This window comes from Gordonia sp. NPDC127522 (assembly GCF_042672305.1).
GTDB lineage: Bacteria > Actinomycetota > Actinomycetes > Mycobacteriales > Mycobacteriaceae > Gordonia > Gordonia hongkongensis.
The window spans coordinates 657,224-680,772 of the sequence record NZ_JBHXVK010000002.1 but is presented as its reverse complement, the minus strand read 5'-3'; the positions used below and the strand labels follow the sequence as shown (position 1 = coordinate 680,772).

Annotated in this window: 20 protein-coding genes and 1 riboswitch; of the genes, 6 read left to right on the top strand and 14 right to left on the bottom strand. The window is 69.0% G+C overall.

Annotation, left to right across the window (positions count from 1 at the left end; all coding sequences use genetic code 11):
* Positions 1-10: 10 nt before the first annotated feature.
* The 3 genes from ACFVHY_RS07355 to thiO all read right to left on the bottom strand — a co-directional run bounded on the left by ACFVHY_RS07355 (position 11) and on the right by thiO (position 2,131).
* Positions 11-799: a thiazole synthase gene (locus ACFVHY_RS07355; protein ID WP_390270394.1), complete on the bottom strand. Its 789-nt coding sequence runs from the start codon at positions 797-799 to the stop codon at positions 11-13.
* Positions 800-857: 58 nt separating this feature from the next.
* Positions 858-1,070, bottom strand: coding sequence for a sulfur carrier protein ThiS (thiS, locus tag ACFVHY_RS07350; RefSeq protein ID WP_390270211.1), 213 nt, complete (start codon positions 1,068-1,070; stop codon positions 858-860).
* Positions 1,067-2,131 carry a glycine oxidase ThiO gene (gene thiO, locus ACFVHY_RS07345; RefSeq protein WP_390270208.1) on the bottom strand — a complete coding sequence of 355 codons (1,065 nt, stop codon included), beginning with the start codon at positions 2,129-2,131 and terminating at the stop codon, positions 1,067-1,069. The genes thiS and thiO overlap by 4 nt, the downstream gene beginning before the upstream one ends.
* Positions 2,127-2,238, bottom strand: a riboswitch (TPP riboswitch). Its footprint overlaps the gene before it by 5 nt.
* Positions 2,239-2,285: 47 nt before the next feature.
* Between thiO and thiE the strand changes: the two genes are divergently transcribed.
* Positions 2,286-2,996, top strand: a complete 711-nt coding sequence (gene thiE / locus ACFVHY_RS07340) for a thiamine phosphate synthase (RefSeq protein WP_390270205.1) — start codon at positions 2,286-2,288, stop codon at positions 2,994-2,996.
* Positions 2,997-3,312: 316 nt separating this feature from the next.
* The gene (locus ACFVHY_RS07335) at positions 3,313-3,699 is read left to right on the top strand and encodes a hypothetical protein (protein WP_390270202.1); all 387 of its coding nucleotides are present in this window, start codon (positions 3,313-3,315) and stop codon (positions 3,697-3,699) included.
* 20 nt (positions 3,700-3,719) lie between these two features.
* Here the strand turns inward: ACFVHY_RS07335 and ACFVHY_RS07330 are convergent, their stop codons facing one another.
* The 3 genes from ACFVHY_RS07330 to ACFVHY_RS07320 form a co-directional block, all read right to left on the bottom strand.
* The gene (locus ACFVHY_RS07330; RefSeq protein WP_390270199.1) at positions 3,720-4,334 is read right to left on the bottom strand and encodes a class F sortase; all 615 of its coding nucleotides are present in this window, start codon (positions 4,332-4,334) and stop codon (positions 3,720-3,722) included.
* A 5-nt stretch (positions 4,335-4,339) separates the two neighbouring features.
* A complete protein-coding gene (locus tag ACFVHY_RS07325) occupies positions 4,340-5,191 on the bottom strand; it encodes a hypothetical protein (protein WP_390270196.1) in 852 nt (283 codons plus the stop codon).
* Between the two features lie 883 nt (positions 5,192-6,074).
* Positions 6,075-6,557 (bottom strand): NUDIX domain-containing protein, encoded by a 483-nt coding sequence (locus ACFVHY_RS07320; protein ID WP_390270193.1) that lies wholly within the window; start codon positions 6,555-6,557, stop codon positions 6,075-6,077.
* Positions 6,558-6,906: 349 nt separating this feature from the next.
* Here ACFVHY_RS07320 and ACFVHY_RS07315 point away from each other — a divergent pair, with 349 nt between their 5' ends.
* The 3 genes from ACFVHY_RS07315 to ACFVHY_RS07305 are packed head-to-tail and all read left to right on the top strand — an operon-like array spanning position 6,907 to position 11,959.
* A complete protein-coding gene (locus ACFVHY_RS07315) occupies positions 6,907-8,358 on the top strand; it encodes a hypothetical protein (RefSeq protein ID WP_390270191.1) in 1,452 nt (483 codons plus the stop codon).
* Positions 8,355-9,353, top strand: coding sequence for a glutamate ABC transporter substrate-binding protein (locus tag ACFVHY_RS07310; RefSeq protein WP_390270188.1), 999 nt, complete (start codon positions 8,355-8,357; stop codon positions 9,351-9,353). Before ACFVHY_RS07315 ends, ACFVHY_RS07310 begins: the two co-directional genes overlap by 4 nt.
* Before the next feature lie 5 nt (positions 9,354-9,358).
* On the top strand, positions 9,359-11,959 hold the full coding sequence (locus tag ACFVHY_RS07305; protein WP_390270391.1) for a tetratricopeptide repeat protein: 2,601 nt from the start codon (positions 9,359-9,361) through the stop codon (positions 11,957-11,959).
* 2 nt (positions 11,960-11,961) lie between these two features.
* On the opposite strand, the gene ACFVHY_RS07300 is transcribed toward ACFVHY_RS07305, so the two are convergent.
* From ACFVHY_RS07300 to ACFVHY_RS07270, 7 genes are all read right to left on the bottom strand, one after another.
* Complete coding sequence (locus tag ACFVHY_RS07300) at positions 11,962-13,797, bottom strand: DUF222 domain-containing protein (protein WP_390270185.1); 1,836 nt, start codon at positions 13,795-13,797, stop codon at positions 11,962-11,964.
* 278 nt (positions 13,798-14,075) lie between these two features.
* Positions 14,076-15,278 carry an acetate kinase gene (locus tag ACFVHY_RS07295; RefSeq protein ID WP_390270183.1) on the bottom strand — a complete coding sequence of 401 codons (1,203 nt, stop codon included), beginning with the start codon at positions 15,276-15,278 and terminating at the stop codon, positions 14,076-14,078.
* Positions 15,275-17,473, bottom strand: coding sequence for a phosphate acetyltransferase (gene pta / locus ACFVHY_RS07290; protein ID WP_390270388.1), 2,199 nt, complete (start codon positions 17,471-17,473; stop codon positions 15,275-15,277). The genes ACFVHY_RS07295 and pta overlap by 4 nt, the downstream gene beginning before the upstream one ends.
* A 41-nt stretch (positions 17,474-17,514) precedes the next feature.
* Complete coding sequence (locus ACFVHY_RS07285; RefSeq protein ID WP_390270180.1) at positions 17,515-19,203, bottom strand: FAD-binding oxidoreductase; 1,689 nt, start codon at positions 19,201-19,203, stop codon at positions 17,515-17,517.
* Positions 19,200-19,805: a TetR/AcrR family transcriptional regulator gene (locus ACFVHY_RS07280; protein WP_065630369.1), complete on the bottom strand. Its 606-nt coding sequence runs from the start codon at positions 19,803-19,805 to the stop codon at positions 19,200-19,202. Before ACFVHY_RS07280 ends, ACFVHY_RS07285 begins: the two co-directional genes overlap by 4 nt.
* Positions 19,806-19,822: 17 nt before the next feature.
* A complete protein-coding gene (locus ACFVHY_RS07275; protein ID WP_390270177.1) occupies positions 19,823-20,413 on the bottom strand; it encodes a hypothetical protein in 591 nt (196 codons plus the stop codon).
* Positions 20,371-21,462, bottom strand: a complete 1,092-nt coding sequence (locus ACFVHY_RS07270) for a DMT family transporter (protein WP_390270174.1) — start codon at positions 21,460-21,462, stop codon at positions 20,371-20,373. The genes ACFVHY_RS07275 and ACFVHY_RS07270 overlap by 43 nt, the downstream gene beginning before the upstream one ends.
* A 96-nt stretch (positions 21,463-21,558) precedes the next feature.
* Here ACFVHY_RS07270 and ACFVHY_RS07265 point away from each other — a divergent pair, with 96 nt between their 5' ends.
* On the top strand, positions 21,559-22,458 hold the full coding sequence (locus tag ACFVHY_RS07265) for a LysR family transcriptional regulator (protein ID WP_078113230.1): 900 nt from the start codon (positions 21,559-21,561) through the stop codon (positions 22,456-22,458).
* On the opposite strand, the gene fgd is transcribed toward ACFVHY_RS07265, so the two are convergent.
* On the bottom strand, positions 22,459-23,469 hold the full coding sequence (gene fgd / locus ACFVHY_RS07260; protein WP_390270171.1) for a glucose-6-phosphate dehydrogenase (coenzyme-F420): 1,011 nt from the start codon (positions 23,467-23,469) through the stop codon (positions 22,459-22,461).
* Positions 23,470-23,549: the final 80 nt, after the last annotated feature.

The following is a 23,549-nucleotide window of genomic DNA, read 5'->3' as shown; positions in this document are numbered from 1 at the left end:
GGATCGCGCGTCAGTCCCGGTCGCGCCCGGGCGAGGACGCGTGCGCCCAGAAGCGCTTGGGGATCCGGCCGGCGCGCGCGGCCAGTCGGCCCCCGGCCACCGCGTGCCGCATCGCCGTCGCCATCAGTTCGGGGTTCTCCGCCCGGGTCACCGCCGTGGCCAGAAGCACGCCGTCGCAACCGAGTTCCATCGCCAGGGCCGCGTCGCTCGCCGTCCCGATGCCCGCGTCGAGAATGACCGGTAGCGTGTCGTCGAAGCGGGTGCGGCAGTCGTCGACGATGATCTCGATGTTGTGCGGGTTGAGGATTCCGAGTCCGGTCCCGATCGGCGACCCGAGGGGCATCACCGCCGCCACCCCGAGATCGGCGAGTCGCGCGGCCAGGACCGGATCGTCGTTGGTGTAGGCGAGCACGACGAAACCGTCGGCGACCAGCGCGGCCGCGGCGTCGACGAGTTCGATGGCGTCGGGCATCAAGGTGCGTTCGTCGGCGACCACCTCGAGCTTCACCCAGTCGGTCTCGAACGCCTCGCGCGCCAGTTGGGCGGTCAGGACCGCCTCGGCGGTGGTGTGACAGCCGGCGGTGTTGGGCAGGACGGCGATGTCGAGCCGGCGCAGCAGATCGAAGACCCCGGTGCCCGAGGCCGCGTCGACGCGCCGAACCGCGACGGTGGTCAGCTCGGTCCCCGACGCGACCAGCGCGCGTTCCAGGGTCGCGAGATTCGACGCGCCGCCGGTACCGGTGATGAGTCGCGACGAGAAGTCGCGACCGGCGATGCGCAGATGGTCCGCATCCGGGATCGTCTCGTCGCCGGACTTCTGCTCGGCCCCCGAGGCGTCGGGCTTCAGATCGGCGAGGTCAGCCACCCTGCACCGCCGTGACGATCTCGACGACGGCGCCGTCGGTCATGGTGTGCCGGTCCCAGCGGCCGCGCGGGACGACCGCGCCGTCCACCGCGACCGCGATCCCCCGGTCCGGCAACCCCAGACCGGTGACGACGTCGCGCACCGACGTATCGGCGCCGACGTCGACGCTCTGGCCGTTGACGGTGATGTTCGCGGTGATACTCATTCCTCTGCTCCTTCGAGAATCGACAGCACGCGGGCGGCGGTGCCCGGGGCCAGGACGATCCCGTTGCGCCCGTGCCCGGTTGCCACGACCGTTCGTGTGTCCACACGGGTGACGATGGGCAATCCGTCCGCGGTGCACGGCCGCAGACCGGCCCCCGCTTCGGTCAGTTCGTAGGTCCGCAGCCCGGGGAAGACCTCGATCGCGTCGGCGAGCAGATCCGCGACCCCGCCGGCCTGCGGCGCGCGGTCGGCAATCCCCTCGGCCTCGTACTGGGTGGCGCCGACGACGACTCCGTCCTCGCGCGGCACCAGGTACACGGCCCGCGCGTGGAGGCGTGCCCGGACGACGTGGCCGGGCGGCGGCACCGACCAGCGCGTGCGGCGCAGGCGGAGGATCTCCCCCTTCGCCGCATGCAGGTCCACGCCCGGCCAGAGGGCCGCGGTGCCCAGTCCGGCGGCGAGCAGGATCTGGGTGTCGGAACCGAGGTCGTCGAGATCGGCCAGGGATTCGACGCGCGCGGAGACCAACTCGGCACCCGCCGACGTCGCGGCGGCGCGCAACGCCTCGAGCAGCCGCCGGTTGTCGACGGACCACTCGCCGACCGCGCGGTAGCCACCGACCAGTCGAGAGCTCAGCGACGGTTCCAGGGTCCGGATGTCGCGGCCGGTCACCGACTGCAGCGCGGCATCGGTGGCGGGCTGCCCGGCCCAGACGAAGTCGGCGAGATGCCGTAGGTACTCGATGTCGGTGGCCGAGGCCGCGACGAACAGCGAGTCGGTGGCGGTGACGACGCCCGGGTCGTCGAGCCGCTTCACGAGCGCCGGCCACAGCCGGACCGACTCGACCGAGAGGGCCAGGGATGCGTCCTCCCCGGGATGACCTTCGCCGAGTGAGCCGAGCATGCCGCCGGCGACCCAGGACGCGCGCTCGTCGGCGCCGGCGTCGAGGACGCGAACCCGCCACCCGGCGTCGGCCGCGGTGAGCGCACATGTCAGCCCGATGACGCCGCCCCCGACGATCGTCAGGGCGCGGCGAGCAGGACGCTGCGGTGGGGAATCCACGCTGGGAATCACCTTCCTTCGCCGGAATGACCCGGATCAGGTTCGACGGTCAGCGGAATCTGTCCGCACTCTCAGCCCGGCCGATCCGGACTCCCGTGTGTTCGTGCGATCCACCATACGCCGGGGCGTCGGGGGTCCGGTTAGCCTGGTCGGCGTGACGACCCCGAACCGCACCAGCTCCGCGTCGACGGACCCCGGCTCCGCGACGGACCGTCGCCGGCGGCTCTCCACGGCCCGCCTGTACATGTGCACCGACGCCCGGCGCGAACGCGGTGACCTGCTCGACTTCGTCGACGCGGCGCTCGCGGGCGGCGTCGACATCGTGCAGCTGCGCGACAAGAACTCGCCGGGTGAGCGCGAGTTCGGGACCTTGGAGGCGGGCGAGGAACTCGAGATCCTCGCGGGCATGCGGATGGTCGCTGACGCGCATGGCGCCCTGCTCGCGGTCAACGACCGCGCCGACATCGCGGCGCTCTCCGGGGCCGATGTCCTGCACGTCGGACAGGGCGATCTGTCGCCGTCGACGGCCCGCCGGATCGTCGGACCGGATGTCGTCATCGGCGCCTCGACCCACGACCCCGAGCAGGCTGCCGCCGCGATCGCCGACGACGACGTCGACTACTTCTGCGTCGGTCCGTGCTGGACCACCCCCACCAAACCGGGGCGCGCCGCCGCCGGCCTCGACCTCGTGTCCTCAACGGCCGCAACACGATCAGCCAAGCCGTGGTTCGCCATCGGCGGTATCGACGCCGGCCGCGTCGGGGAGGTCACCGCGCTCGGGGCGCGGCGCATCGTCGTCGTGCGGGCCATCACCGCGGCCGACGACCCGGCCGCCGCAGCCACCGAACTCGCCGGGATGCTCTAGCGGTTCCCCCGGCGGAAACACGTTTGCCCGGTCGGTGTCGCAGGTCTATGGTGGACCGATCATGTTGTGCATCACGAGCGTTCTCGTAACCCGCCGCAGCGGGGTCTGAATCTGACCGACCCCCCGCTGCGGGTCGGTTGCGCTCTCCAGTCGGTCATCCGTTCTTCGACCGAAATCGGTTTTCGAGATGCACCCTCTTCATCTACCTCGTCGATCCTGTTCGTGGACCGAGCGCGACGACCGGCACGGCGGCGACCACTTCGCCGCACGTTTCGGCCGCCCGCTTCCCCCCGGGATGCACGAGGAGGCCGCCGGGATGACCTGGCAGGAATTCACCGACGAGTACTCCCGCGGCGGCACGATCCGGATGGGCTCCTTCTCCGCCGTCCCGTGCTCGGGCGACCTGGTCGAGTGCCGCGCGACGCTCGCGATCGCCGACCGCATCATGTCCCGCAGCGCCGTCGCCGCCGGCCCCGTCGGTGCGATGACCTCGATCCTGTACGACGTCGGCGCCCCGGTTCAGATCGTCCGGCTGCACCAGCGGGTCGTCGACGGCGTGGTCACGACGTTCCTGCTGTGCGAGCACGACGGCCGGCAGGCCTGGGCCGTCGGTGAGGGCGCGAGCAGCGACGAGGCGAACGTCCACGCGCTGGTCGCCGGGGCGAACCGATTGCTGGACGCACAGCAGCGCGTCGAGGCCTGAGCTCGGCCGGGTGGTCGGCCCTAGTCGCCGGCAGCGGACTCGAGGTCGGCGTAGGCGACGAAATTCTGGTCGGTGAGCTGGCGGCCGTCGCTGCCGAGGTAGCAGGTGACCAGCACCAGGCGCCCCGGAATGCGTTCGCGCAGTTTGGGTTCGAGCTGCGCCTGGCCGTACTTGCCGTACAGCTCGGTGTCGACGATGCGATAGGTGAGACGACCATTCGACGTGCGCAACGTCGCGGTGTCACCCGGCGAGACCTCCGCCAGGTCGTTGAAGACCGCACTCCCACCGGTCACCGCGTGGCCGATCACGAAGACGGTGCCATCGGAGTCCGTACCGGGCAGCGCCCGGCAGCCCACCCAATACGCCGAGTCATTCGACGGCGGATTCAACACCGGGCACCGATCGGCCGACATCGGTTCAACGGCCACGTCGATGTCGACGGCCGGGATGCTCAACCTGTCGGGCGCAGCCGGCGGGACCGGGGACACAGCCTCGGATGCCGGCACTGGTTCGACGGCCTCCGCCGAGTCGGTGTGGTGCGGAACAGGGACGTCCTGTCCCGCACCACAACCGGCCAACAGCAGTCCCGCGGTCGCGGCGAGGGCGGCGAGGCCGGCGCCGCGGTGGGCGGTCATGTCGGCTACCGCCGCGCGCGCCGCACCACCGCGCCCAGACCGACGAGCGTGGCGATGCCGATCAGACCCGCCGAGATCTGGACCCACGGGGCCTCGGAGGCGTTCATCTCGGTTCCGGTCTCGAAGGTCAGACCGTCGGTGTACCCGACCGGAACGAACGAGGGTCCACGCTCATACCCGTAGATGACCGTGCCGTCTCGATTCTCCACTTGACGCACTGGTTCGCCACCCGGGCCGATCGTCGGGACGTTCGGCGAACTCACCTCGAACCTGGGCAGATCGATGATCGGGATGTCGATCGTCACGCCCGGACCGGGAACCGGGACGATCACAGGTTCTCCCGGCTCAACGGGGTCCGTGGGATCTGTCGGGTCCGTGGGATCCGTCGGGTCATCCGTGGGATCCGTCGGGTCGCTCGGATCCGTCGGGTCGGTCGGGTCTGTCGGGTCCGTCGGGTCGGTCGGGTCGGTCGGATCCGTGGGGCCAGTCGGATCGCCGGGATCGCCCGGAATCGGCGGCTCCTCGTGCTCACCGAAATGGTGGTTCTGGTCGTACACCTGGACCCAGGTGATCTCGTAGGAATCCCATCCCGGGAAATCCTTGTGGTCCCGGATATTGATGACCCACGGCGATTGACCGATAAATTGTTCACTCCACTGACCATTCCCGTCGATGTGAGTTCCCAGGGTCTTCACTTCGCCGGTTTTCGGATTCCGAACTCGGATGTTGACGTGCTGCCCCTTTTCGGCGACCTTTCCGTCCGGGTAATAGACCGTGACGCTTTTCGGGTTCACCGAATACTTGGGACCATTTCCGGCAAGATCACTGTCTGGCAGAGTCCAGGTGTTCTCATCCACCCACTCGTCCAGCTCCTCCGGAGTCATCCTCGCCGTTGCGCGCCGCTCCGACACATCCGGCGCCCCGGGAGAAGCCTCTGAGTCCGCAGTCTCTTCGGCCGGCGAAACCGCTTCGGCCTCCTCAGATGTCGGCGAAGGTGTCGGCTGTTCGCTCGTCGGCGAACCCGACTCGGCATCCCCGTCCGCCGGTACGTCCGACTCGACATCCCCGTCCGCCGGTACGTCCGGCCCGGAATCCCCGTCCGCCGGCGAGTCCGACCCGGCGTCATCATCACTCGGCGCATCCGATCCGGAATCGTCGCCGCTCGACGTATCCGATGCAGGCGATTCCGCGCTGCTGACCTCACCCGCAGGAGATCCCGGAACAGCAACGGCGACACCGGTTCCCATTGACAGGCCGACCGCTGCGGCCAGGGTCACGACCGTCCTGGTGGCGCGATTCATCTTCTTGATCGACACGTATATTCCCCCATCTCAGGCGGGCGCAATCGCACGACGAATGCGCCCAATGAAAATGGGCATGACAATATCCCTGAATCAGGGCCCCATCCCTGATTGAAAGCGATCCCCCGGCCCCCCGGCCATGCCCCCCGTTTGCCTATTGAAGGCTGCGTCAGCCTACGCTCGAATTCGTGATTCGGACAAACCTGACGGATTGATGATCATGGTCACATTCCGCACTCCGTACGATCAGACAAGCCATCTCGTACACAAGTCAACTATTTGTTGTCGAAAACAGATGGACTTGGTCCAATTCTGCGACACGGTGCGCGCGCTGGGTTGTGATTCGGGCGCGAATCCGATCATGCCGCGAGGGGTCGGACCACCCCGTCTCCACCCTCGGTGGGTATCGCCAGGCGGTCACCGCACCCGCCGGCCCCGCTCATCCCTGCGGATCGAGCATCGCGATCCGGTCGCGGAGGGACGGCCAGGCGAGCCCGAACGCGGGATGCAGCGGTAGTTGATCGACGCGCCTCTCGTCGACCCATCGCAGTTCCGTGGATTCGAAGTTGGCGACCGTGCGGACCGGCGAGTCCGTCTCGGCGATGACCGTCGTGTAGGTCCATCCGCCGGGCGCCTCGAGGGTGACGACCGCTGCGACTACGCGTAAGTCGTCGGCGGTGATCCCGGCCTCTTCCTCGGCCTCGCGGATCGCGGTGTCGATGGCACCCTCGTGCGAGTCGCGGGCCCCGCCGGGCAGCGCCCACGTGCCGCCCTGGTGCGACCACGCGGCGCGATGTTGGAGGAGCACCCCGGTCGATCCGTCCGGCAGCGGCGCCCGCAGCAGGAGACCTGCCGCGCCGTGGACACCCCAGTATCGAGAACCGTCGGGATCGATCACCCAGCCGTCGCCGTCGCCGCGCACCACGCCTCCTCGCAACCCGGTCGCCCCGACCGGGTGCCTCCACCGTAAGTGAGATGCGCAACACCTGCCAGGGAGACCGCGAAGCCCTCTCATCGCGGCTCGGAACCACGAGGTGCCGTCGGCGAGCACCCGGCACGCGCGAACCGCCGAGGTCGGCGGCGCGGCGCCGGTCGACTCGGGAGGAACCCGGCACGATGACATAGGGTGAAACACGCACGACCCGGTGAACGATGACCCAGATGACACAACCCCTGACGTTGATCGCCCGGTCACGCGAATCCGGAACGGGGAACCGGTGACCGTAGGACCGCACCGGAGACGATCCAGCGTTTGAGAAGGGATCAGGTAGGTGACCGGCGACGCGTCCTCCGTGCGGACGGCGCTGACGCGTGGCGGTCGCACGATCCGTCCGGCGCAGGCCTCACCCCCGATCCGCCAGGTGCTCGCCGACCGACGCGAACTCGTCGCCACCGCCCGGGAACGCGCCCAGTCCCCGTTCCAGACCCTGCGCCACTTCGCGGTCACGACCCCCGGCAAGCTGATCATCATCTGCGGAATCCTGGCGCTCGGCTGTCTGAGCACCGGCCTGTACGCATCGACGGTCCTGGAGGATCGCACCCAGACCCTGCAGCGCCTCATCGATCGGACCGAACCGCTCGCCGAGGCCGCGCAGGTTCTCTACAGCTCGCTGTCGATCGCCGACGCGTCGGCGAACGCGGCCTTCATCTCCGGCGGACTGGAGACCCCCGATCTGCGGCAGCGCTACTCCGACGCGCTCGCGACGGCGTCGTCGTCGCTGATCCTGGCGACCGGTACCTCCAGCGAACCCGGTTCCGGCATGGTGTCGGACCGGGCCGAGCAGGCGGTCAGCGCCGATCTCGAGACCCTGTCCACCTCGATCCCGGTCTACAGCGGACTCATCGAGACGGCGCGGACGAACAACCGGCTCGGCAACCCGGTGGGATCGGCGTATCTCGGCCAGGCGTCGTCGATGATGCAGGACCAGATCCTCCCGGCCGCGCAGCGCCTCTACGAACGGCGATCGATGGCCATCGCCGACCCCCAGCAGACCCTCACCCGTCCACCATGGACCGTGTACGCGCCGCTGCTGTTCCTGCTCGCCGCGCTTGTCCTGACGTCGCGCTACCTGGCGCGGCGGACCCGGCGGCGGTTCAACATCGGCATCGTGGCGGCCATCTTCGCCCTCGGCGTCGGGACCCTGTGGTTGCTCGCCTCCGGTCTGATGTCGGTGGCCGCCACCAGCGACGCCCGCACCGAAGGCGCCGACCCGCTCCGCGACCTGACCGCCGCCCGGATCCTGACCCAGCAGGCGCGATCGGCCGAGACGCTCTCGCTCATCCGCCGCGGTGATCAGGGCGGTCTCGAGCGCAGCTTCTCCGCGGCGACCAGCGAGATCGGCAACATCGTCGACGACGTCCGCGAGGGCACCGAAGACGGCGACAGCGCGGTCACCGGCGAACAACTGGACACGGTCACGGCGGCGCTGACCGAGTGGCGCCGCACCGACGCCGCGGTCCGCCGCTACATCCAGACCGGCAACTTCGGTCTCGCGCGCCTGCACACCGTCGGCGACGGACCGGACAGTTCGGCGCGCGCCTACACCGCGGTGGACACCGCGCTGGTCGATGCGATCACGACTGCCCGGAACTCCTTCCGGGACGACATCAACACCGCGCAACGGGTCCTCGGGTTCACCGGCACCGGCATCCTGCTGCTCACCGTCTTCGCCGGCGTCGCGGTCGTGGGCGGTCTCATCCCGCGCATCCGGGAGTACCGATGACGACCGTCCCCTCGCCTCGCCGCCTGCTGACCGTCGTGGTCCTGCTCGCGCTCACCGGCCTCGTCGCCACCGGGTGCGTGCGTTTCCCCGCACCCGAATCTCCCCCGCCGACCGCGACCGCCGGGCAACCGATGCTGCCCGGCGTGCAGGTCGATGTGCCCGTCGAACCGCCGCCGAGTTCCGAGGCCTGCAACGCGACCCTGACCCTGCGGCCGCCCGTCCAGATGCCGCCCCCGCGTCAGATGCCGATCAATTCGACGATGGCCGGCATCCTCGAGCGGGGTCGGCTGATCGTCGGGCTCGACATCGGGTCCAACCTGTTCAGCTTCCGCGATCCGATCACCGGCGACATCCAGGGCTTCGACGTCGACATCGCGCACGAGATCGCCGGCGCCATCTTCGGCGACGACCGCCGCGTCGAGTTCCAGGTGTTGAGCTCGGCGCAGCGGATCGACGCCCTGCGGGACATGACGGTCGATCTGGTGATCAAGACGATGAGCATCACCTGCGACCGGTTGCGCGACATCAGTTTCTCGGCCCCCTATTACGTTGCCTCGCAGCGTATCCTGTCGTTCCGGAACTCCAACGTGACCGGTCCGGCGCAGCTCGCCGACAAGCGGGTCTGCGCCGCGCGCGGGACCACCTCGATCGGTCGTATCCAGGCCATCCAGCCCCGAGCCAAGATCGTCAGCACGACGACCTGGGCCGATTGTCTGGTCCTGATGCAACAGGGTCAGATCGACGCGGCGACCACCGACGACGCGATCCTCGCCGGTCTCGCCGCGCAGGATCCGTGGTTGCGGGTCGTCGGCCCCAGCCTCGGCGAGGAGTTCTACGGCGTCGGGATTCCCAAGGGGCAGGACGACATGATCCGGTTCGTCAACGGAGTGCTCGAGCGCATCCGGGTGACCGGCCGCTGGCAGGAGATCCGGGACCGGTGGCTGTCCATCCTCGACAGTGGGTACGGCGCGCCTCAGCCGTACTACCGGGACTGATGCCCATGGACGACGCGGCCCGGAACGATCACGACACAGACGACGTCACCCACGGCGACCGGAGCGGCGACCTCGGAACCCAGCGGGTCTCGCTCGACGCCCTGCTCGGCGACGACGACCCCGATCCCGGCGGTCCCGGCCCGGGCGGTGGCCGTCCCAGTGGTGAGGACGCCGAGACGACCGCGAAGGTGGTCGACGTCGGCACCCAGCGGGCCGACCTGGCGGCGCTGACCGAGGGCCCCGACGACATGGCCGACACCACCGACCCCCGGCCCGGCCGCCGCGCCGACCCGGATGTCGGAACCCAGGCCGTCGCACCGGTGTTCACCGTCGGGGTCGACCCCGACGACCGGACCGACCGCGTCGAACGGCAGCGTCCGGCCGTGCCCCATCCCGAACCCGACTCGGGTCCGCTCGGCCGGCGTCTGGTTCCGCGGCGTCGGCCGCCGGTGCACGAGCGACGGCTCGGCAGTGGCCTGGTCGAGATGCCGAAGATCACCGACATCGAACCCGAGGACGCCGTCATCGACGACCCGGTGATCGCCGACAGCAAGCGGTTCTGCTGGCGCTGCGGCAAACCCGTCGGTCGAGCCGAGGGCGAGGGCGCCGGTCCCCCGACCGGCGACTGTGGCAACTGCGGCGCCCGGTACTCCTTCGTCCCGGGACTGGCTCCCGGAACATTGGTCGCCGACCAGTACGAGATCGCCGGCGCCATCGCCCACGGCGGCCTCGGCTGGATCTACCTGGCCATCGACCGCAACGTGAGCGATCGGCCCGTCGTCCTCAAAGGCCTGCTGAATTCCTCGGATTCGGAGGCGCAGCGCGTCGCGGTCGCGGAACGGCAGTTCCTGGCCTCGGTCAACCATCCCGGGATCGTCAAGATCTACAACTTCGTCGAGCACGTCGACGACGATGACCGCTTCGGCTACATCGTGATGGAGTACATCGGCGGCCAGACGCTCAAGCAGATCACCGCGGGTGATCCGGACAACTCCCTGCTGTCGGTGGAGCAGGGCCTGGCCTACATCCTGGAAGTGCTTCTCGCCGTGGGCTATCTGCACTCGGTCGGCCTGGTCTACAACGACGTCAAACCCGAGAACATCATGGTCGGCAGCGACGAGGTGAAGCTGATCGACCTCGGTGCCGTCTCGCCGATCAACGGCTACGGGCACCTGTACGGCACGCCCGGGTTCCAGGCACCGGAGATCGTGAAGACCGGACCGCAGATCGCGACCGACATCTACAGCATCGGGCGCACTCTCGCGGTCCTGACCGTGCCGATGGAGATGCGGAACGGACGCTACGTCGACGGTCTGCCCGCCGCGTCGAAGACGCCTGTCTTCCGCAACAATCCGTCGTACTACCGCCTCCTGCAACGCGCCACCGCCCCCGACCCGGCCGATCGGTTCGTCTCCGCGGAGGAGATGAGCACCCAGGTGCTGAACGTGTTGCGCGAGACGGTCGCCGTGCACACCGGGGTCCCGCGGCCCGCGCTGTCCACGGTCTTCACCCCGCAGCGCTCGACGTTCGGCACCGACCTGATGCTCGCGCCGGTCGATGGCTTCTTCGACCCCGATCAGGCGGCGTTCTACGATCCGGTCGACATCGCCAACGCCTTGCCGGTCCCGCTGGTCAACCCACTCGACCCGGCGGCGAGCCTGCTCACCTCGGCGGCACTGTCGGACCCGCGACAGACCCTGGATTCCATCAACACCGCCCGGGCAGAGGGTTTCGCCTCGCTCTTCGGCGGTCGGCCGGTCAAGAACGCCCACCCGTCGCGGGAGATCGATCTCGCCGAGGCCCGCGCGCATCTGCAGCTCGACGACGTCGACACCGCGCTCGCCCTTCTCCAGGAAGTCCGCACCCACCACGGTGATTCGTGGCGGGTCGAGTGGTACATGGGCATTTGCGCGTTGATGAACGACGAACCCGAACTGGCCTACGAGCGCTTCGACGAGGTCCTCGGCGCGATGCCGGGCGAGGTCGCGCCCAAGCTCGCCGTCGCCGGTACCGCCGAACTCATCGGCCGCTGGCTGGCCGACGAGAAGGGCCCGGCGAAGTCCGCCGAGAAGATCGCCAAACTGTATGACGTTGCGCAGCACCATTATCACGATCTGTGGCTGACCGATCACAGCATCGTGACCGCCGCGTTCGGTCTGGCCCGGCTCGCCGTGGCGGCCGGTGACATCGACGCCGCGATCCAGCCGCTCGACGAGGTGCCGGCCACCAGCCGCCACTTCAACACGGCGCGCGCGACGGCGATCATCGCGCTCGTGCACGGCCGACCCACCTCGCAGGTGACCCGCGAGCAGATCGTCGAGGCCGCGCGGCGCCTCGAACAGATCCCGGACACGGAACCACGCAAGGCCCGGATGCTGCTCATCGTGTTGGGCACCGCGCTGGGGTGGATTCACGACAATCCCGACGACGCCGAGCAGGACAACGAACCCTCGACGCTGCTCGGATTCCCGTTCACCGAGTACGGCATTCGCACCGGCACCGAACGTTCGCTGCGCCAGCTGGCCCGCCTGACCCGCACCAACCGGGACCACCGGTTCATGCTCGTCGACCTCGCCAACTACGTCCGGCCGAATACGTTGTTCTAGGGCTATCCGAAGAACGTCCCTGTTGCGTTGCGCACGAGCGGGTCTTCGCCCAGGAGCTCCGCGAGGTGGGCCTCGACCGGTGATGGACGGGTTCGACGAACGCGCCGTGGTGGTCGGACGTCGATGACGTGGCTGGTTTTCAGCCACGAGCGGCGTGATTGATCGCCCGGCCCCCTGCTCCCTGAGGAGCGCCCGGAGCTTGCGGAGGGCGCGTCACCCCTGCTCCCTGAGGAGCGCCCGGAGCTTGCGGAGGGCGCGTCACCCCTGCTCCCTGAGGAGCGCCCGGAGCTTGCGGAGGGCGCGTCACCCCTGCTCCCTGAGGAGTGCCCGGAGCTTGCGGAGGGCGCGTCACGAAGGGTCGGGCGCGTCTGACCGCCGGGCCGGGTTGAGGGTCCGTGGATCTCGTCGCGCACGGTGTTCAGATGTTGTGCGAACCGCCGGGGTATGTCGGGTCGGCGGTTGAGGTGCTCGGGGTTGGGTGGCGCACCGGGTTCGGCGTTAAGTCGCCAGGCGCAGCGGCCTTCGTCGGGCCCGAACCGGACGATGCGGGTGGTGTACTGGCCAGGTGCGTCGCCGACCATCCGGTTGTGACGGGGGCACGCGGGTGCGAGGTCGTCGATGTCGGTGAGTCCGCCCTTGGCCCAGTCTCGTTCGGCGTGATGAAGCTCGATGTGGGTGGCGGGTTGATCGCAGCCGGGTGCCGAACACACTTCCCCGTCTGGGCGGGCGAAGGAGACGAGGCGTTGTTCGCGGGTGGCGAGCCGTTTGCCCCGTCCGAAGTACAGCGGAACGGCGGTGGCGTCTTTGAAGATCGCGAGCCACGGTTGCATGCCGGCGGCCATCGCGACCAGGTCGGGGATGGGCAGCAGGGTGCCGGTGGCGGTGGTTGCGAGTCCGGCACCCCGGATCAGTTCGGAGAGGTCGGCTTTGATGATCAGCTGCACGGGCAGGCCGCGATGCGACTGTCCGAGAGTCCCGTCTGCAAAGCCGGCGGCCAGTGCGGCGTCGAGCGCGTCGTGGTTCGTCTGGGCGAGAGTGCGGCCGTCGCGGTCGGCGGCGGTGGCCAGGGCGTCGGGGTCGGCGGCACCGGCCGGCCCGCTGGGCGAGGCGGGGTCGTCGGGGTTGTTGAGCCCGGGTTTGCCCCACACGGCGAACATCATCGTCAGCCGGGCGGCAAGTGCGGGGGTCAGCGTGCCGGAGATCTTGGCGGTGCCATCGGCTCGTTGTCGGCCGATCCACAGGCCGCGGCGTCGTTTCTGGTCGGTGTCGTCGGACAGTGTGCCGTCGGGATCGAGGTGTGCGAGCAGCCGCGCGCCGAGCTGGGTGATCTCGGCGGGGGTGTGTGCTTCGGCGATTTCGGCCATCTGTCGCTCGGCGGCGACCTTCACGTCGTGGTCGACGGCATGCGGGATCTGGTCGAGGACATCGATGGCGGCCTGGACGTGCCCGGTCCCCACGGAACCTTCGGCGAAAGCTTCTGCCAGCGTGGGGTGTTCAGGTTCGAGACGGTCGCCGTTGAGACAAGTCAGCGCGGCGGTGGCGTTCAGTTGCTTGCGTCGACGCATCGGGTTGGAGATCCGCAGCCGGTGGGTCATGAACTGCATGAGAGTGCGGCAGCCGGTCTTGCGGGGGAGATCACGAGCCTCGATTTCGGCGATTTGTCGGTCGCCGGCGTAAGTGGTTCGAGCGATCGCGCGTTCGGTCGCGGCGGCGACTTCCATCAGTTCTTCGTCGGTGCACGGGGACAAGTCGACGGTCTGCAGTTTGTCGAGGGTCGCGTGCAGCTCGGCCACGAGCTCGACGGCGCGCGGTTGCGGCGTGATTGATTCGTCAGACATTGTCACCCCCCGGAGACGATTGCGCGAATACATGTTCGAGTGTAGCCGCTATGGTACTGGTGTGCAACGCTTTTCGCAGTTCAGTCGCAGAGCGCATCTTGTCGGTGGCGCGTGGTAGGGGCAGCCGAGGCTCGCACCATCCTGCGGCTCGGTCTGAAATCCGGCGCCTCCTGAACAGTGCCGTCGTCCTGCTCGAACATCCACGGCGCCGCCCCTCGCCCCAGGGCCGGTATGTCGACGTTCGAGTACGCAGTCGGGACGATTCCGACCACCCGAAGTCAGCCGGCCACCACCGCCGCCGACTGCCTCGCGATGGCCAGCTCCTCATTCGTCGGCACGACGAGCACCTCCACCGCACTGTCATCCGCCGAGATGCGTCGAGCCTCCTTGCCACGCACAGCGTTTCGCTCGTCATCGACGACGATTCCGAACCCTTCCAACCCCGCCAGCGCACGGGCGCGGACGACTGCGGAGTTCTCCCCCACCCCGGCCGTGAAGGTGATGGCGTCGACGCGGCCGAGGGCGAATGCGTAGGCGCCGAGGTAGCGGCGTAGGCGATGGATGTAGACGTCGAAGGCGCGTCGGGCGGCGTCGTCACCGTTGTCCATCAGCTCGGTGATGGCGCGGAAGTCGTTCTCGCCGCATAGACCTCGAAGTCCCGAACGCTTGTTGAGCAGCGTGTCGATCTCGTCGACGGACAGGTTCGCCACCCGGTTCAGATGCAGGACCAGTCCGGGGTCGAGGTCGCCGCTGCGGGTCCCCATCACCAACCCTTCGAGCGGGGTCATCCCCATCGACGTGTCGATCGGCTGGCCGCCCGCGATGGCCGACGCCGACGCGCCATTGCCCAGGTGCAGCACGATCTGGTTCAGCGACGCCGGGTCGCGGTCGAGGAACTCGGCCACCCGGCCGGAGACGTACTCGTGGCTGGTGCCGTGAAAACCGTAGCGGCGGATGGCATGTTCGTCGGCGACCGCGCGGTCGATCGCGTATGTCGCCGACGCGTCAGGGAGCCCGTGGAAGAACGCGGTGTCGAACACGGCCACCGAGGGGACGTCGGGGAGCAACTCCCGGGCCGCCAGGATGCCGACCAGGTTGGCCGGATTGTGCAGCGGCGCCAGCGGGGAGATCCGCTCGATCTCCGAGATCACCTCGGGAGTCACCACAGTCGGCTCGTAGAACGACCGGCCACCGTGCACCACCCGATGTCCGACCGCGCTCAGTCCCGCGTCGGCCAGATCGGTTCCGTTGTCGGCGAAGAAACGCTCCGCCCGTTGGACCGCAGCGAGGTGATCGTCGAGTTCCAGTGTCTCGGTGACGGTCTCGCCGTTCTGCTCGTGCGTCATCGACGAACCGGAGTCGCCGATCCGCTCCGCGATGCCCTCCGCGATCACCGTGCCGTCCGACGGTTGCACCAGTTGGTATTTCAGCGACGACGAGCCGGCGTTGAGCACCAGCACCGCACCCGACGCCCCGCTCATCGGGAACCCTCGGCCTCGGCGGAGGCGACGTTCTCGGCGAGTGGGTCCACGCCTTCCTGCTGAGCCTGGATCGCGGTGATGGCCACCGTGTTCACGATGTCCGAGACGAGGGCGCCGCGGCTCAGGTCGTTGATCGGCTTGTTCAAGCCCTGCAGCACCGGGCCGATCGCGACCGCCCCCGCGCTGCGCTGGACCGCCTTGTAGGTGTTGTTGCCCGTGTTGAGGTCGGGGAAGATCAGCACGGTCGCTCGGCCGGCCACCGGCGAGTCGGGCATCTTGGTCTTCGCCACCGAGGGTTCCACCGCGGCGTCGTACTGGATCGGCCCCTCGACCAGCAGCTCGGGTTGCCGCTCGCGCACGAGTTCGGTTGCGGTCTTCACCTTCTCGACGTCGGCACCCGATCCGGATGTCCCGGTCGAGTACGACAGCATCGCGACCCGGGGATCGATACCGAAGGCCGCGGACGTCTGCGCCGAGGAGATGGCGATGTCGGCGAGCTGTTCGTCGGACGGATCCGGGACGATCGCGCAGTCGCCGTACGCGAGCACCTTGTCGGCCAGGCACATGAAGAACACGCTCGACACGGTGGACACCCCCGGCTTGGTCTTGATGATCTCGAAGGCCGGCCGGATCGTGTGGGCCGTGGTGTGCGACGCCCCCGACACCATGCCGTCGGCGCGCCCGGTGTGCACCATCATCGTGCCGAAATACGACACGTCCCGCATCTTCTCCTGGGCCCGTTCCAGATCCATGCCCTTGTGCTTGCGCAGCTCGGTGTAGATCCGGGCGAACTCGTCGAGATACTCCGACTCGGCCGGGTCGATGACCGTGACGTCGGCGAGGTCGAGTCCGAGTTCGATGGAGCGCTCGCGCACCGCTTCGGGATCACCGAGCAGAGTGAGGTCGGCAACGCTGCGCCGCGCAAGCCTGTTGGCGGCCCGCAGGATCCGGTCGTCGTCGCCCTCCGGTAACACGATGTGCTTCCGGTCGGCGCGCGCACGGGAGATCAGGCGGTACTCGAACATCTGCGGCGTCACCACGGTCGGCGTCGACACGTTGAGGTTGCGCATGACCTTCTCGGGGTCGACATGGGTCTCCATCATCGCCAGCGCGGCCTCGATCTTGTGTACCGAGCCCACCCCCACCTTGCCGCGCGTGTGAGCGGCGGTACGCGCGGTGTCGTAGGTGCCCTGCGGGCAGCTGATGATCGGCAGGGTCGGCTTCAACCCGCTCACCAGCGCCTCGATCATCGGGTGCGGTTTGAGTCCGCCGTTGAGGATGATGCCGGCGAGACGCGGGAAACCCTGTGCGGTGTTGGCGTTCACGAGTGCGAGGAGAACATCCGACCGGTCGGCGGGCGTGATGACCACGGTGCCGTCGGTGAGCCGCTCCAGGATGTGCTCGACGGTCATGCCACCGACCATCACCCGGAGCGCCTCGCGGTCGAGCAATTCCTCGTCGCCGCTGTACATCGTCGCCCCGAGCGCCTCCTTGAGCTCCCCCATCGTGGGGGCGAAGAGCACCGGCTCCTCGGGTAGGCACAGCGCCGGAATCCCGGTGCTGCGCAACTGGTCCCGGATCTCGTCGAGGCGATCGGGGTCACACCGGTTGGCAACGAGCGCGACGGGGGTGGCATGGGCAGCGGTCACCTCGGCGATCAGCCCCTCGGCCAGACCGTGCATCTCCTCCGGCGACCGGTCGATCGCCTTGATCGCCAACACCATCGGCGCCGAGAGATTCGCGGCGATCCGGGCGTTGTAGCTCAACTCCGACGGGGTGCCGACGTCGGTGTAATCCGAACCCACGATGACCACGCGGTCGCAGCGGGACTGGATGGCGTGGAAGCGCGCGACGATCTCGGCGACCGCGCCCTCGGGATCGTTGTGCACCTCCTCGTAGGTGACGCCGAGACAGTCCTCGTACGGGAGGTCGGCGGATTCGTAGTCGAGGAGCAGATCGAGGATCGGATCACGATCCTCCGCGGCCGTCCGCGAGATCGGACGGAACACCCCGACCCGCCCGCCGGTCGCCGACAGCAGGGCCAGCAACCCCAGCGCGACGATGGACTTACCGGTCTCGCCTTCGGCCGAGGCGATGTAGATGCTGGTGGTGGGGTCGGCGACGACGTGATCCGCAGTCGCGGGTCCGTCGGCGTTGGCGGTCTGGACTCTATCCGTGGCCATGCGCCCCAGCATAGTGGCGGACGGGCCGGGCAACCCCGGTCCGGAGTCGGACGTCAGAGCAGAATACCCGGATTGCACACACCGTCGGGATCGAGCGACGCCTTGACCGCCCGCAATGCGTCCAGGGCCAGGGGCCCGATCTCGTCGTGGTACGCGTCACGGTGATCCCGCCCGACCGCGTGATGATGGGTGATGCTGGCACCGGACGCCCGGATCGCGGAATTGGCCGCGACTTTCGCCGCTGCCCACTGCGCCAGCGGGTCGTCGGCGAACGGTGCGACGACCGTGAAGTACAGCGAGGCACCCGACTCGTAGACGTGACTGACATGGCACATGATCAGCGGCGGCGTACCCGACGCGGTGAGCGAGTCCGTCAGCGCGGCCGTCACCGCGGCGCGCACATCGTGCAGCCTCGACCAGAACGCGACGGTCTCGAGCGTCTCGACCAACACCCCGGCATCGAGCAACGGATCGCGAAGGTACGGCCCCGCGAAACGTCCTGTCCGCCAGGCCTCCCCGGGACCATCTCCCAGTGCACTGCCACCGGCCTCGATCAACACCGCCGACGCGGCGTCGCGTCGCCGCGCTACCTCGTCGGCCGCACCCTCATACCCGGCGACGACCAGGCAACCGGCTCCATCATCGCCGTGTTCGCTCCCGGCGCCGGCGTCATCCGGCCCGCTCGCTTCGCTCCCGGCGCCGGCGTCATCCGGCCCGCTCGCTTCGCTCCCGGCGCCGACGGGATCAGCGAGATTCAACGCCGTCTCCACCTCGTCGGACAGCCGGAGCACCGTCGGCAGCGGACCGTCCTGGGCCAGCCGACGGAGAGCGGTCGCGCCCTCGGCGAACGAGGCGAACCGCCAGGCGTCGAAGACGCGGGTCGTCGGCGCCGGCCGGATACGGATCTGCACGCTCGTGATGACACCGAACACGCCCTCCGACCCGAGGACCAGCTGACGGAGGTCGGGTCCGGCCGCCGACCGGGGCGCGGTACCGAGTTCGATGGTTCCCCGCGGAGTCGCCAACACGAGACCCTCGACCATCTCGTCGAAGCGCCCGTATCCGGCCGAGGACTGGCCGGCCGAGCGAGTCGCGGCATAGCCACCGATCCCGGCGCCCTCATAGGACTGCGGGAAATGACCGATGGTCCAACCCTTCTCGCGCAGGAGCGCCTCGGCCGCGGGTCCGCGCAGACCGGCCTGCAGGGTCGCCGTCCGGGAGATCTCGTCGATCTCCACCACGCGGTCGAGGCGGCGCAGGTCGAGACTGATCACGCCGGCGAATCCGGCGCGGTCGGGTGTCAACCCACCCACCACGGACGTCCCGCCGGTGAACGGCACCACCGCGATCCGTCGCTCCGAACACAACCGCAGGATCGCAACCACTTCCTCGTGGTCGCCCGGGTACACGACGAGGTCGGGCGCGTCGTCCGCGTCACCCGCGCGCAACCGCAGGATGTCCGGGGTGGAGTACCCGCGCGTGTGCTGCACCCGTGCCGCGTCCGCGTCGGAGACGTGGTCGGCGCCGACGACAGCCGAGACCTCTTCGCGGACAGCAGCATCGACCGTCGACCGAGCCGGCGAGATCGTCCCCGGGTCGACGCCGGCGTCGGTTTTCCGGTCCCCGGCCAGCGCAGCCGCGGCGCCGGGCAGTTCGGCCGTGCGCGCCGGGTCTCCCCAGCGCGGCCGAAGCATCCCCACGACGGGGATCGCGGTTTCGTCGGACACGTGCTCGCCGGTCATCGGACCGGGCCCGGCCGGTTGCCGCCCGTCGGCGCGCCACCGCTCTCGGTGTCGTCTCGGACGATCGCCCGCACGACCAGTTCGGCGATCTGCTCGTCACTCAGGAAGCTGTCGGGGATGAGCATGAGGGAGTAGATGGTGCGCACGAGGAACTCCGCGGCCCCCCGCGGGGTGGGGAACAGCTGGTCCCCGATCTCGGGTTCCAGATCGGGCAGGGCCTCCGACACGATCTGATGGATGAGGGTGGGCCCGGCCGAATCGTTGGTGGCGACGAGCGCGCGGACCACTTCCTCCGGCTCCTTGCGCAGCACGTACTGCAACGCGTCGTGGTTGCGGATGTAGGGCAGCACGTTCACCACCTGCGCGTGGATCTTGCCCGCCGCGTCGGGCGCGGTCGCCGACCACTCGATCAACTTGACCCGCAGCAGCGACACCTCGCGTTCCACGATGGCCGTGACCAGCGCTTCGCGGCCGCCGAACATCCGGTAGGCGGTCGCCCGCGCCACCCCGGCGTGCCGGGCCACCGACGTCAGACTCAGCGTCTTGGCCCCGAACCGGGACACCAGCCCGACTCCGACATCCACCATGCGGTCACGATCCATGCGAAAACCGTAGCGAATCAGGATGAGGCGGGAACCGTCGTGGTGGTCACGGCGTTGCCCGGTGCGGCGTCCTCGGTGGTCGGAGGCGTCGTGGTGATCTCGGCGGGGCCCTCCGGCTCGGATGACGTCGAAGGCGCCGACGGGACGGGCGCCGGTGACGTACGGCGGACCGAAGGCGTCGTACGCGCCGGCTCCGGCGTCTCGGCGCGCGCGGTGATCGTGGTCTGCCGGTCCACGCGGTCGGCGCCCGCACCGCCGCCGAGGCAATGGACGACGAAGGTCCTCGGCACATTCGGATACACCGACGCCGTGAGAACCCCACGCGACCCCGGCCCCATCGTGGTGGCGGCCGTGGGATGGACCGCGCCGCTCGGTGTGAGGGTGCATTCCACCGCCGGATTGCGCGTCGCATTGTTGTAGAGACCGATCTGCAGCCGGGTCCCGTCGACGCGGTACGAACACCCGGGGATCGGTCCGGAACCGGCGAGCGGTCCGCAGTTCACACTGGGCGACGCCGCGGGCGACTCCGAGTCGACAGCCAGAAGGGTTGTCGCCGTAGCGAAAGTCAGCGATCCGCCGATGGCGAGGCCGGCGACGAACTTGCGCATGGCGATGTCTCCTCGGTTGCGGTCGTGCCGGGAACGCGTCGTGTATCGGAGGGCGTCATCGTCGGCGACGACACGTCCAGGCTACGCGCCGACCGGCCCGTACGCGGTCTCATCGGCAGCAATCGGCGGGCGATGGCGACCCCACCGAGACAGAGGAGTCCCCCGACGATGCCGACGCCGGTGGGCAACTCGTCGAGCAGCGCCCACGACAGGACGATGACGATCGCGGGGACCACGAGGGTGGTGGCCGCCATCGCACTCGCGTCGGTGCGGGCCAGCGCATAGGCCCACGTGGAGAACGCGATCGCGGTCGGCCCGACCCCGAGGTAGATCACCGCCCAGATCGCCCCCGGCTCGGCGCCGGACAGTTCGGTGACGGCGGCGGGGGCGAAGGGCGCGGTGGCCACGAGGCCGGCGACCGCACCCAGCCAGGTCGCGGTCAGCGCGTCGACGGTACGTAGGGCCGACTTCTGGATCAGCACCCCGGTCGCGTACAGAACCGCCGCGCCGACCCCGAGCACGATGCCGAGCCAGTCGGCGTGCGCGTCCGCGGTGGCGGACCCGCCGGCGGCGATCAGCACCACGCCGGCGAAGGCGATCGTCATACCGATCACGAGGTGACGCGGAAACCCCTCTCCGAGAAACAGTCCCGCGGCGACGGCCACGAGGATCGGCGCCAGGTTCACCAGCAGCGCCGCGGTCCCGGCGTCGAGGTGGCGTTCGGCCCAGTTAAGCAGGACGGTGTAACCAGCGAACCAGGCGACCCCGTACGCCGTCACCAGGGCGAGCGCACGGCCGCGCGGTAGCAGCGGACGGGCCGGCGCCCCGGTTGTCCGTGCGCGCAGACGTACCACCATCACGATGAGCGTCAGCGGGATCACCGCAGCCAGCAACCGCAGGAACGCCATGGAACCCGGTGAGAACGTGTCACCGAGCGCGCGGATTCCGATGAACGCCGACGCCCACAGCACGACGGTGACGACGGCGGCCAGAGCCGGCAGGGATGCGGTGGCGGACCCAGCCGATGCCGGTGTCGGGCGCGAGGACATGTGTTCCAGATTCACTCATCCGGCACTTCAGGACAAGTGAATACTTGTTCCGAACATTTCAGTGTCGCTGCACAGTCGCCGCGGTATCGTCGCCCCATGGTCGACATCCACCGCCTTCGGGTTCTGCGCTCGGTCATCGGCGAGCAGTCCATCGGCGGAGCCGCGGCCTCGCTCGGATACACGCCGTCAGCGGTCAGCCAGCACATCGCCACCCTGCAGCGCGAGACCGGGTTGTCGCTGGTGGAGCGAGACGGTCGCGGCATCGTGCCCACCGAGGCCGGCACCATCCTGGCCCGCGAGTCCGACACCGTCTTCGAGCAGATCGCCCGTATCGACGGTCTGATCTCGGAGCTGCGCGACGGCCGACTCGGTCAGCTGCGCATCAACTACTTCGCCTCGGCGGGCGCCACCTGGATCCCGCCGATCGTCGCCACCATCTCGCGCGAGTTCCCCGGATTGCGACTGGATCTCCGCCTCATCGAGCTGATGGGCCCGTCGTCGGCGGCACCCGACATCGAGATCTATGTCGAGGACAGTCAACGCCCGTCCGCGGACGTGGCCGGGTTCGTCGGACGCCGGCTGACCACCGACCCGTATTCCGCTGTCGTACCCGTGGATTCAGCATGGGCGGCGCTGGAGTCGGTGACCCTGCGCGAGCTCTCCCAGGTGCCGTGGGTCGACAACGACGTGGCGCGGGGCCCCTGCCGGCAGGCAGTACTCGACGCATGTACGTCGGTCGGTTTCGTACCCGACTTCAGTGTCGAGACCCAGGACTACCCGACCGCGATACGGTTCGTCGCGGCCGGGGTCGGACTCACCGTCGTCCCCCGGCTCGCGCTCGTCGACCTGCCGCCCGGCGTCACGGCAGTTCCCATCGTCGACCCGACGCCCGCACGCGAGGTGCGGGTCCGGGTACGACAGAGCGGACTCGACCTGCCGCCCGTCCAACGGGTGCTCGAGATGCTCGACGCCGCTGTCGCGCAGGGTTTTTCGTGATCAGCCGAGTTTGCGTAGGCGCGGGGCGAGGTCGCGTTCGAAGTTCTCCAGGAACCGCTGCTGGTCGTGGCCGGGGGCGTGGAAGACGAGGTGGTTGAGTCCGGCGTCGGTGTAGAACTTGACCTTCTCGACGGCCTCGTCGGGGTCGGAGGACACGATCCACCGCTTGGCGACCTGCTCGATCGGGAGCTCGTCGGCCAGCCGCTCCATCTCGGTCGAGCTGTTGACGCTGTGCTTCTGCTCCGGGGTCAGCGACAACGGGGCCCAGAACCGGGTGTTCTCCAGCGCCAGTTCAGGATCGGGATCGTAGGAGATCTTGATCTCGATCATCTTGTCGATGGTGTCGACATCGCGCTCGGCCTTTGCCGCACCCTCGGCGACCGCGGGCAGCAGCTTCTCGGTGTAGAGCTCGGGCCCCTTGCCCGAGGTACAGATGAAACCGTCGCCGGCACGGCCCGCGTAGCGTGCGACCACCGGCCCGCCGGCGGCGACGTAGACCGGGATCGGTTGCTCGGGAATGTCATACATGTAGGCGCCCTGCGTGTGGTAGTACTCGCCGTCGAAGTTGACCTCGTCGCCGGTCCACAGTTCGCGCATGAGCTTGATCGACTCGCGCAGGCGCGCGAAGCGTTCCTTGAACTCCGGCCACTCTCCCTGGAAACCGGTCGCGTACTCGTTGAGCGCTTCGCCGGTGCCGACACCGAGCATGATGCGTCCGGGGTAGAGGCAGCCCATCGTGGCGAAGGCCTGCGCGATGACCGCGGGGTTGTAGCGGAAGGTCGGGGTCATGACCGAGGTGCCGATCTGCACGCGCTTGGTGCGCTCGCCGACCGCCGCCATCCAGGCCAGCGAGAACGGCGCGTGGCCGCCGTTGTGCCGCCAGGGCTGGAAGTGATCGCTCACCGCGACCGAATCCATGCCGTGCTCTTCGGCCGCGACCGCGATCTCCACCAACTCGCGCGGATCGAACTGCTCCGCCGATGCCTTGAAACCGAGCTTGAGTTCTGCCATGTCCATCGCTCCTTCGCCACCGGCCCTCACCCGCCGGCGCGGGCCGGTCTGCGGAGTCGGCCCAATTGTCGTGTGACCTC

What these genes read in the sequence shown, in the direction of transcription:
- ACFVHY_RS07295 (WP_390270183.1), bottom strand. Translation starts at nt 15,278, where the DNA reads ATGAGCGGGGCGTCGGGTGCGGTGCTGGTGCTCAACGCCGGCTCGTCG.
- ACFVHY_RS07265 (WP_078113230.1), top strand. Translation starts at nt 21,559, where the DNA reads ATGGTCGACATCCACCGCCTTCGGGTTCTGCGCTCGGTCATCGGCGAG.
- ACFVHY_RS07310 (WP_390270188.1), top strand. Translation starts at nt 8,355, where the DNA reads ATGACGACCGTCCCCTCGCCTCGCCGCCTGCTGACCGTCGTGGTCCTG.
- ACFVHY_RS07275 (WP_390270177.1), bottom strand. Translation starts at nt 20,413, where the DNA reads ATGCGCAAGTTCGTCGCCGGCCTCGCCATCGGCGGATCGCTGACTTTC.
- fgd (WP_390270171.1), bottom strand. Translation starts at nt 23,469, where the DNA reads ATGGCAGAACTCAAGCTCGGTTTCAAGGCATCGGCGGAGCAGTTCGAT.
- ACFVHY_RS07330 (WP_390270199.1), bottom strand. Translation starts at nt 4,334, where the DNA reads ATGACCGCCCACCGCGGCGCCGGCCTCGCCGCCCTCGCCGCGACCGCG.
- ACFVHY_RS07335 (WP_390270202.1), top strand. Translation starts at nt 3,313, where the DNA reads ATGACCTGGCAGGAATTCACCGACGAGTACTCCCGCGGCGGCACGATC.
- ACFVHY_RS07305 (WP_390270391.1), top strand. Translation starts at nt 9,359, where the DNA reads ATGGACGACGCGGCCCGGAACGATCACGACACAGACGACGTCACCCAC.
- ACFVHY_RS07300 (WP_390270185.1), bottom strand. Translation starts at nt 13,797, where the DNA reads ATGTCTGACGAATCAATCACGCCGCAACCGCGCGCCGTCGAGCTCGTG.
- ACFVHY_RS07270 (WP_390270174.1), bottom strand. Translation starts at nt 21,462, where the DNA reads ATGTCCTCGCGCCCGACACCGGCATCGGCTGGGTCCGCCACCGCATCC.
- pta (WP_390270388.1), bottom strand. Translation starts at nt 17,473, where the DNA reads ATGCTGGGGCGCATGGCCACGGATAGAGTCCAGACCGCCAACGCCGAC.
- thiS (WP_390270211.1), bottom strand. Translation starts at nt 1,070, where the DNA reads ATGAGTATCACCGCGAACATCACCGTCAACGGCCAGAGCGTCGACGTC.
- ACFVHY_RS07280 (WP_065630369.1), bottom strand. Translation starts at nt 19,805, where the DNA reads ATGGATCGTGACCGCATGGTGGATGTCGGAGTCGGGCTGGTGTCCCGG.
- ACFVHY_RS07285 (WP_390270180.1), bottom strand. Translation starts at nt 19,203, where the DNA reads ATGACCGGCGAGCACGTGTCCGACGAAACCGCGATCCCCGTCGTGGGG.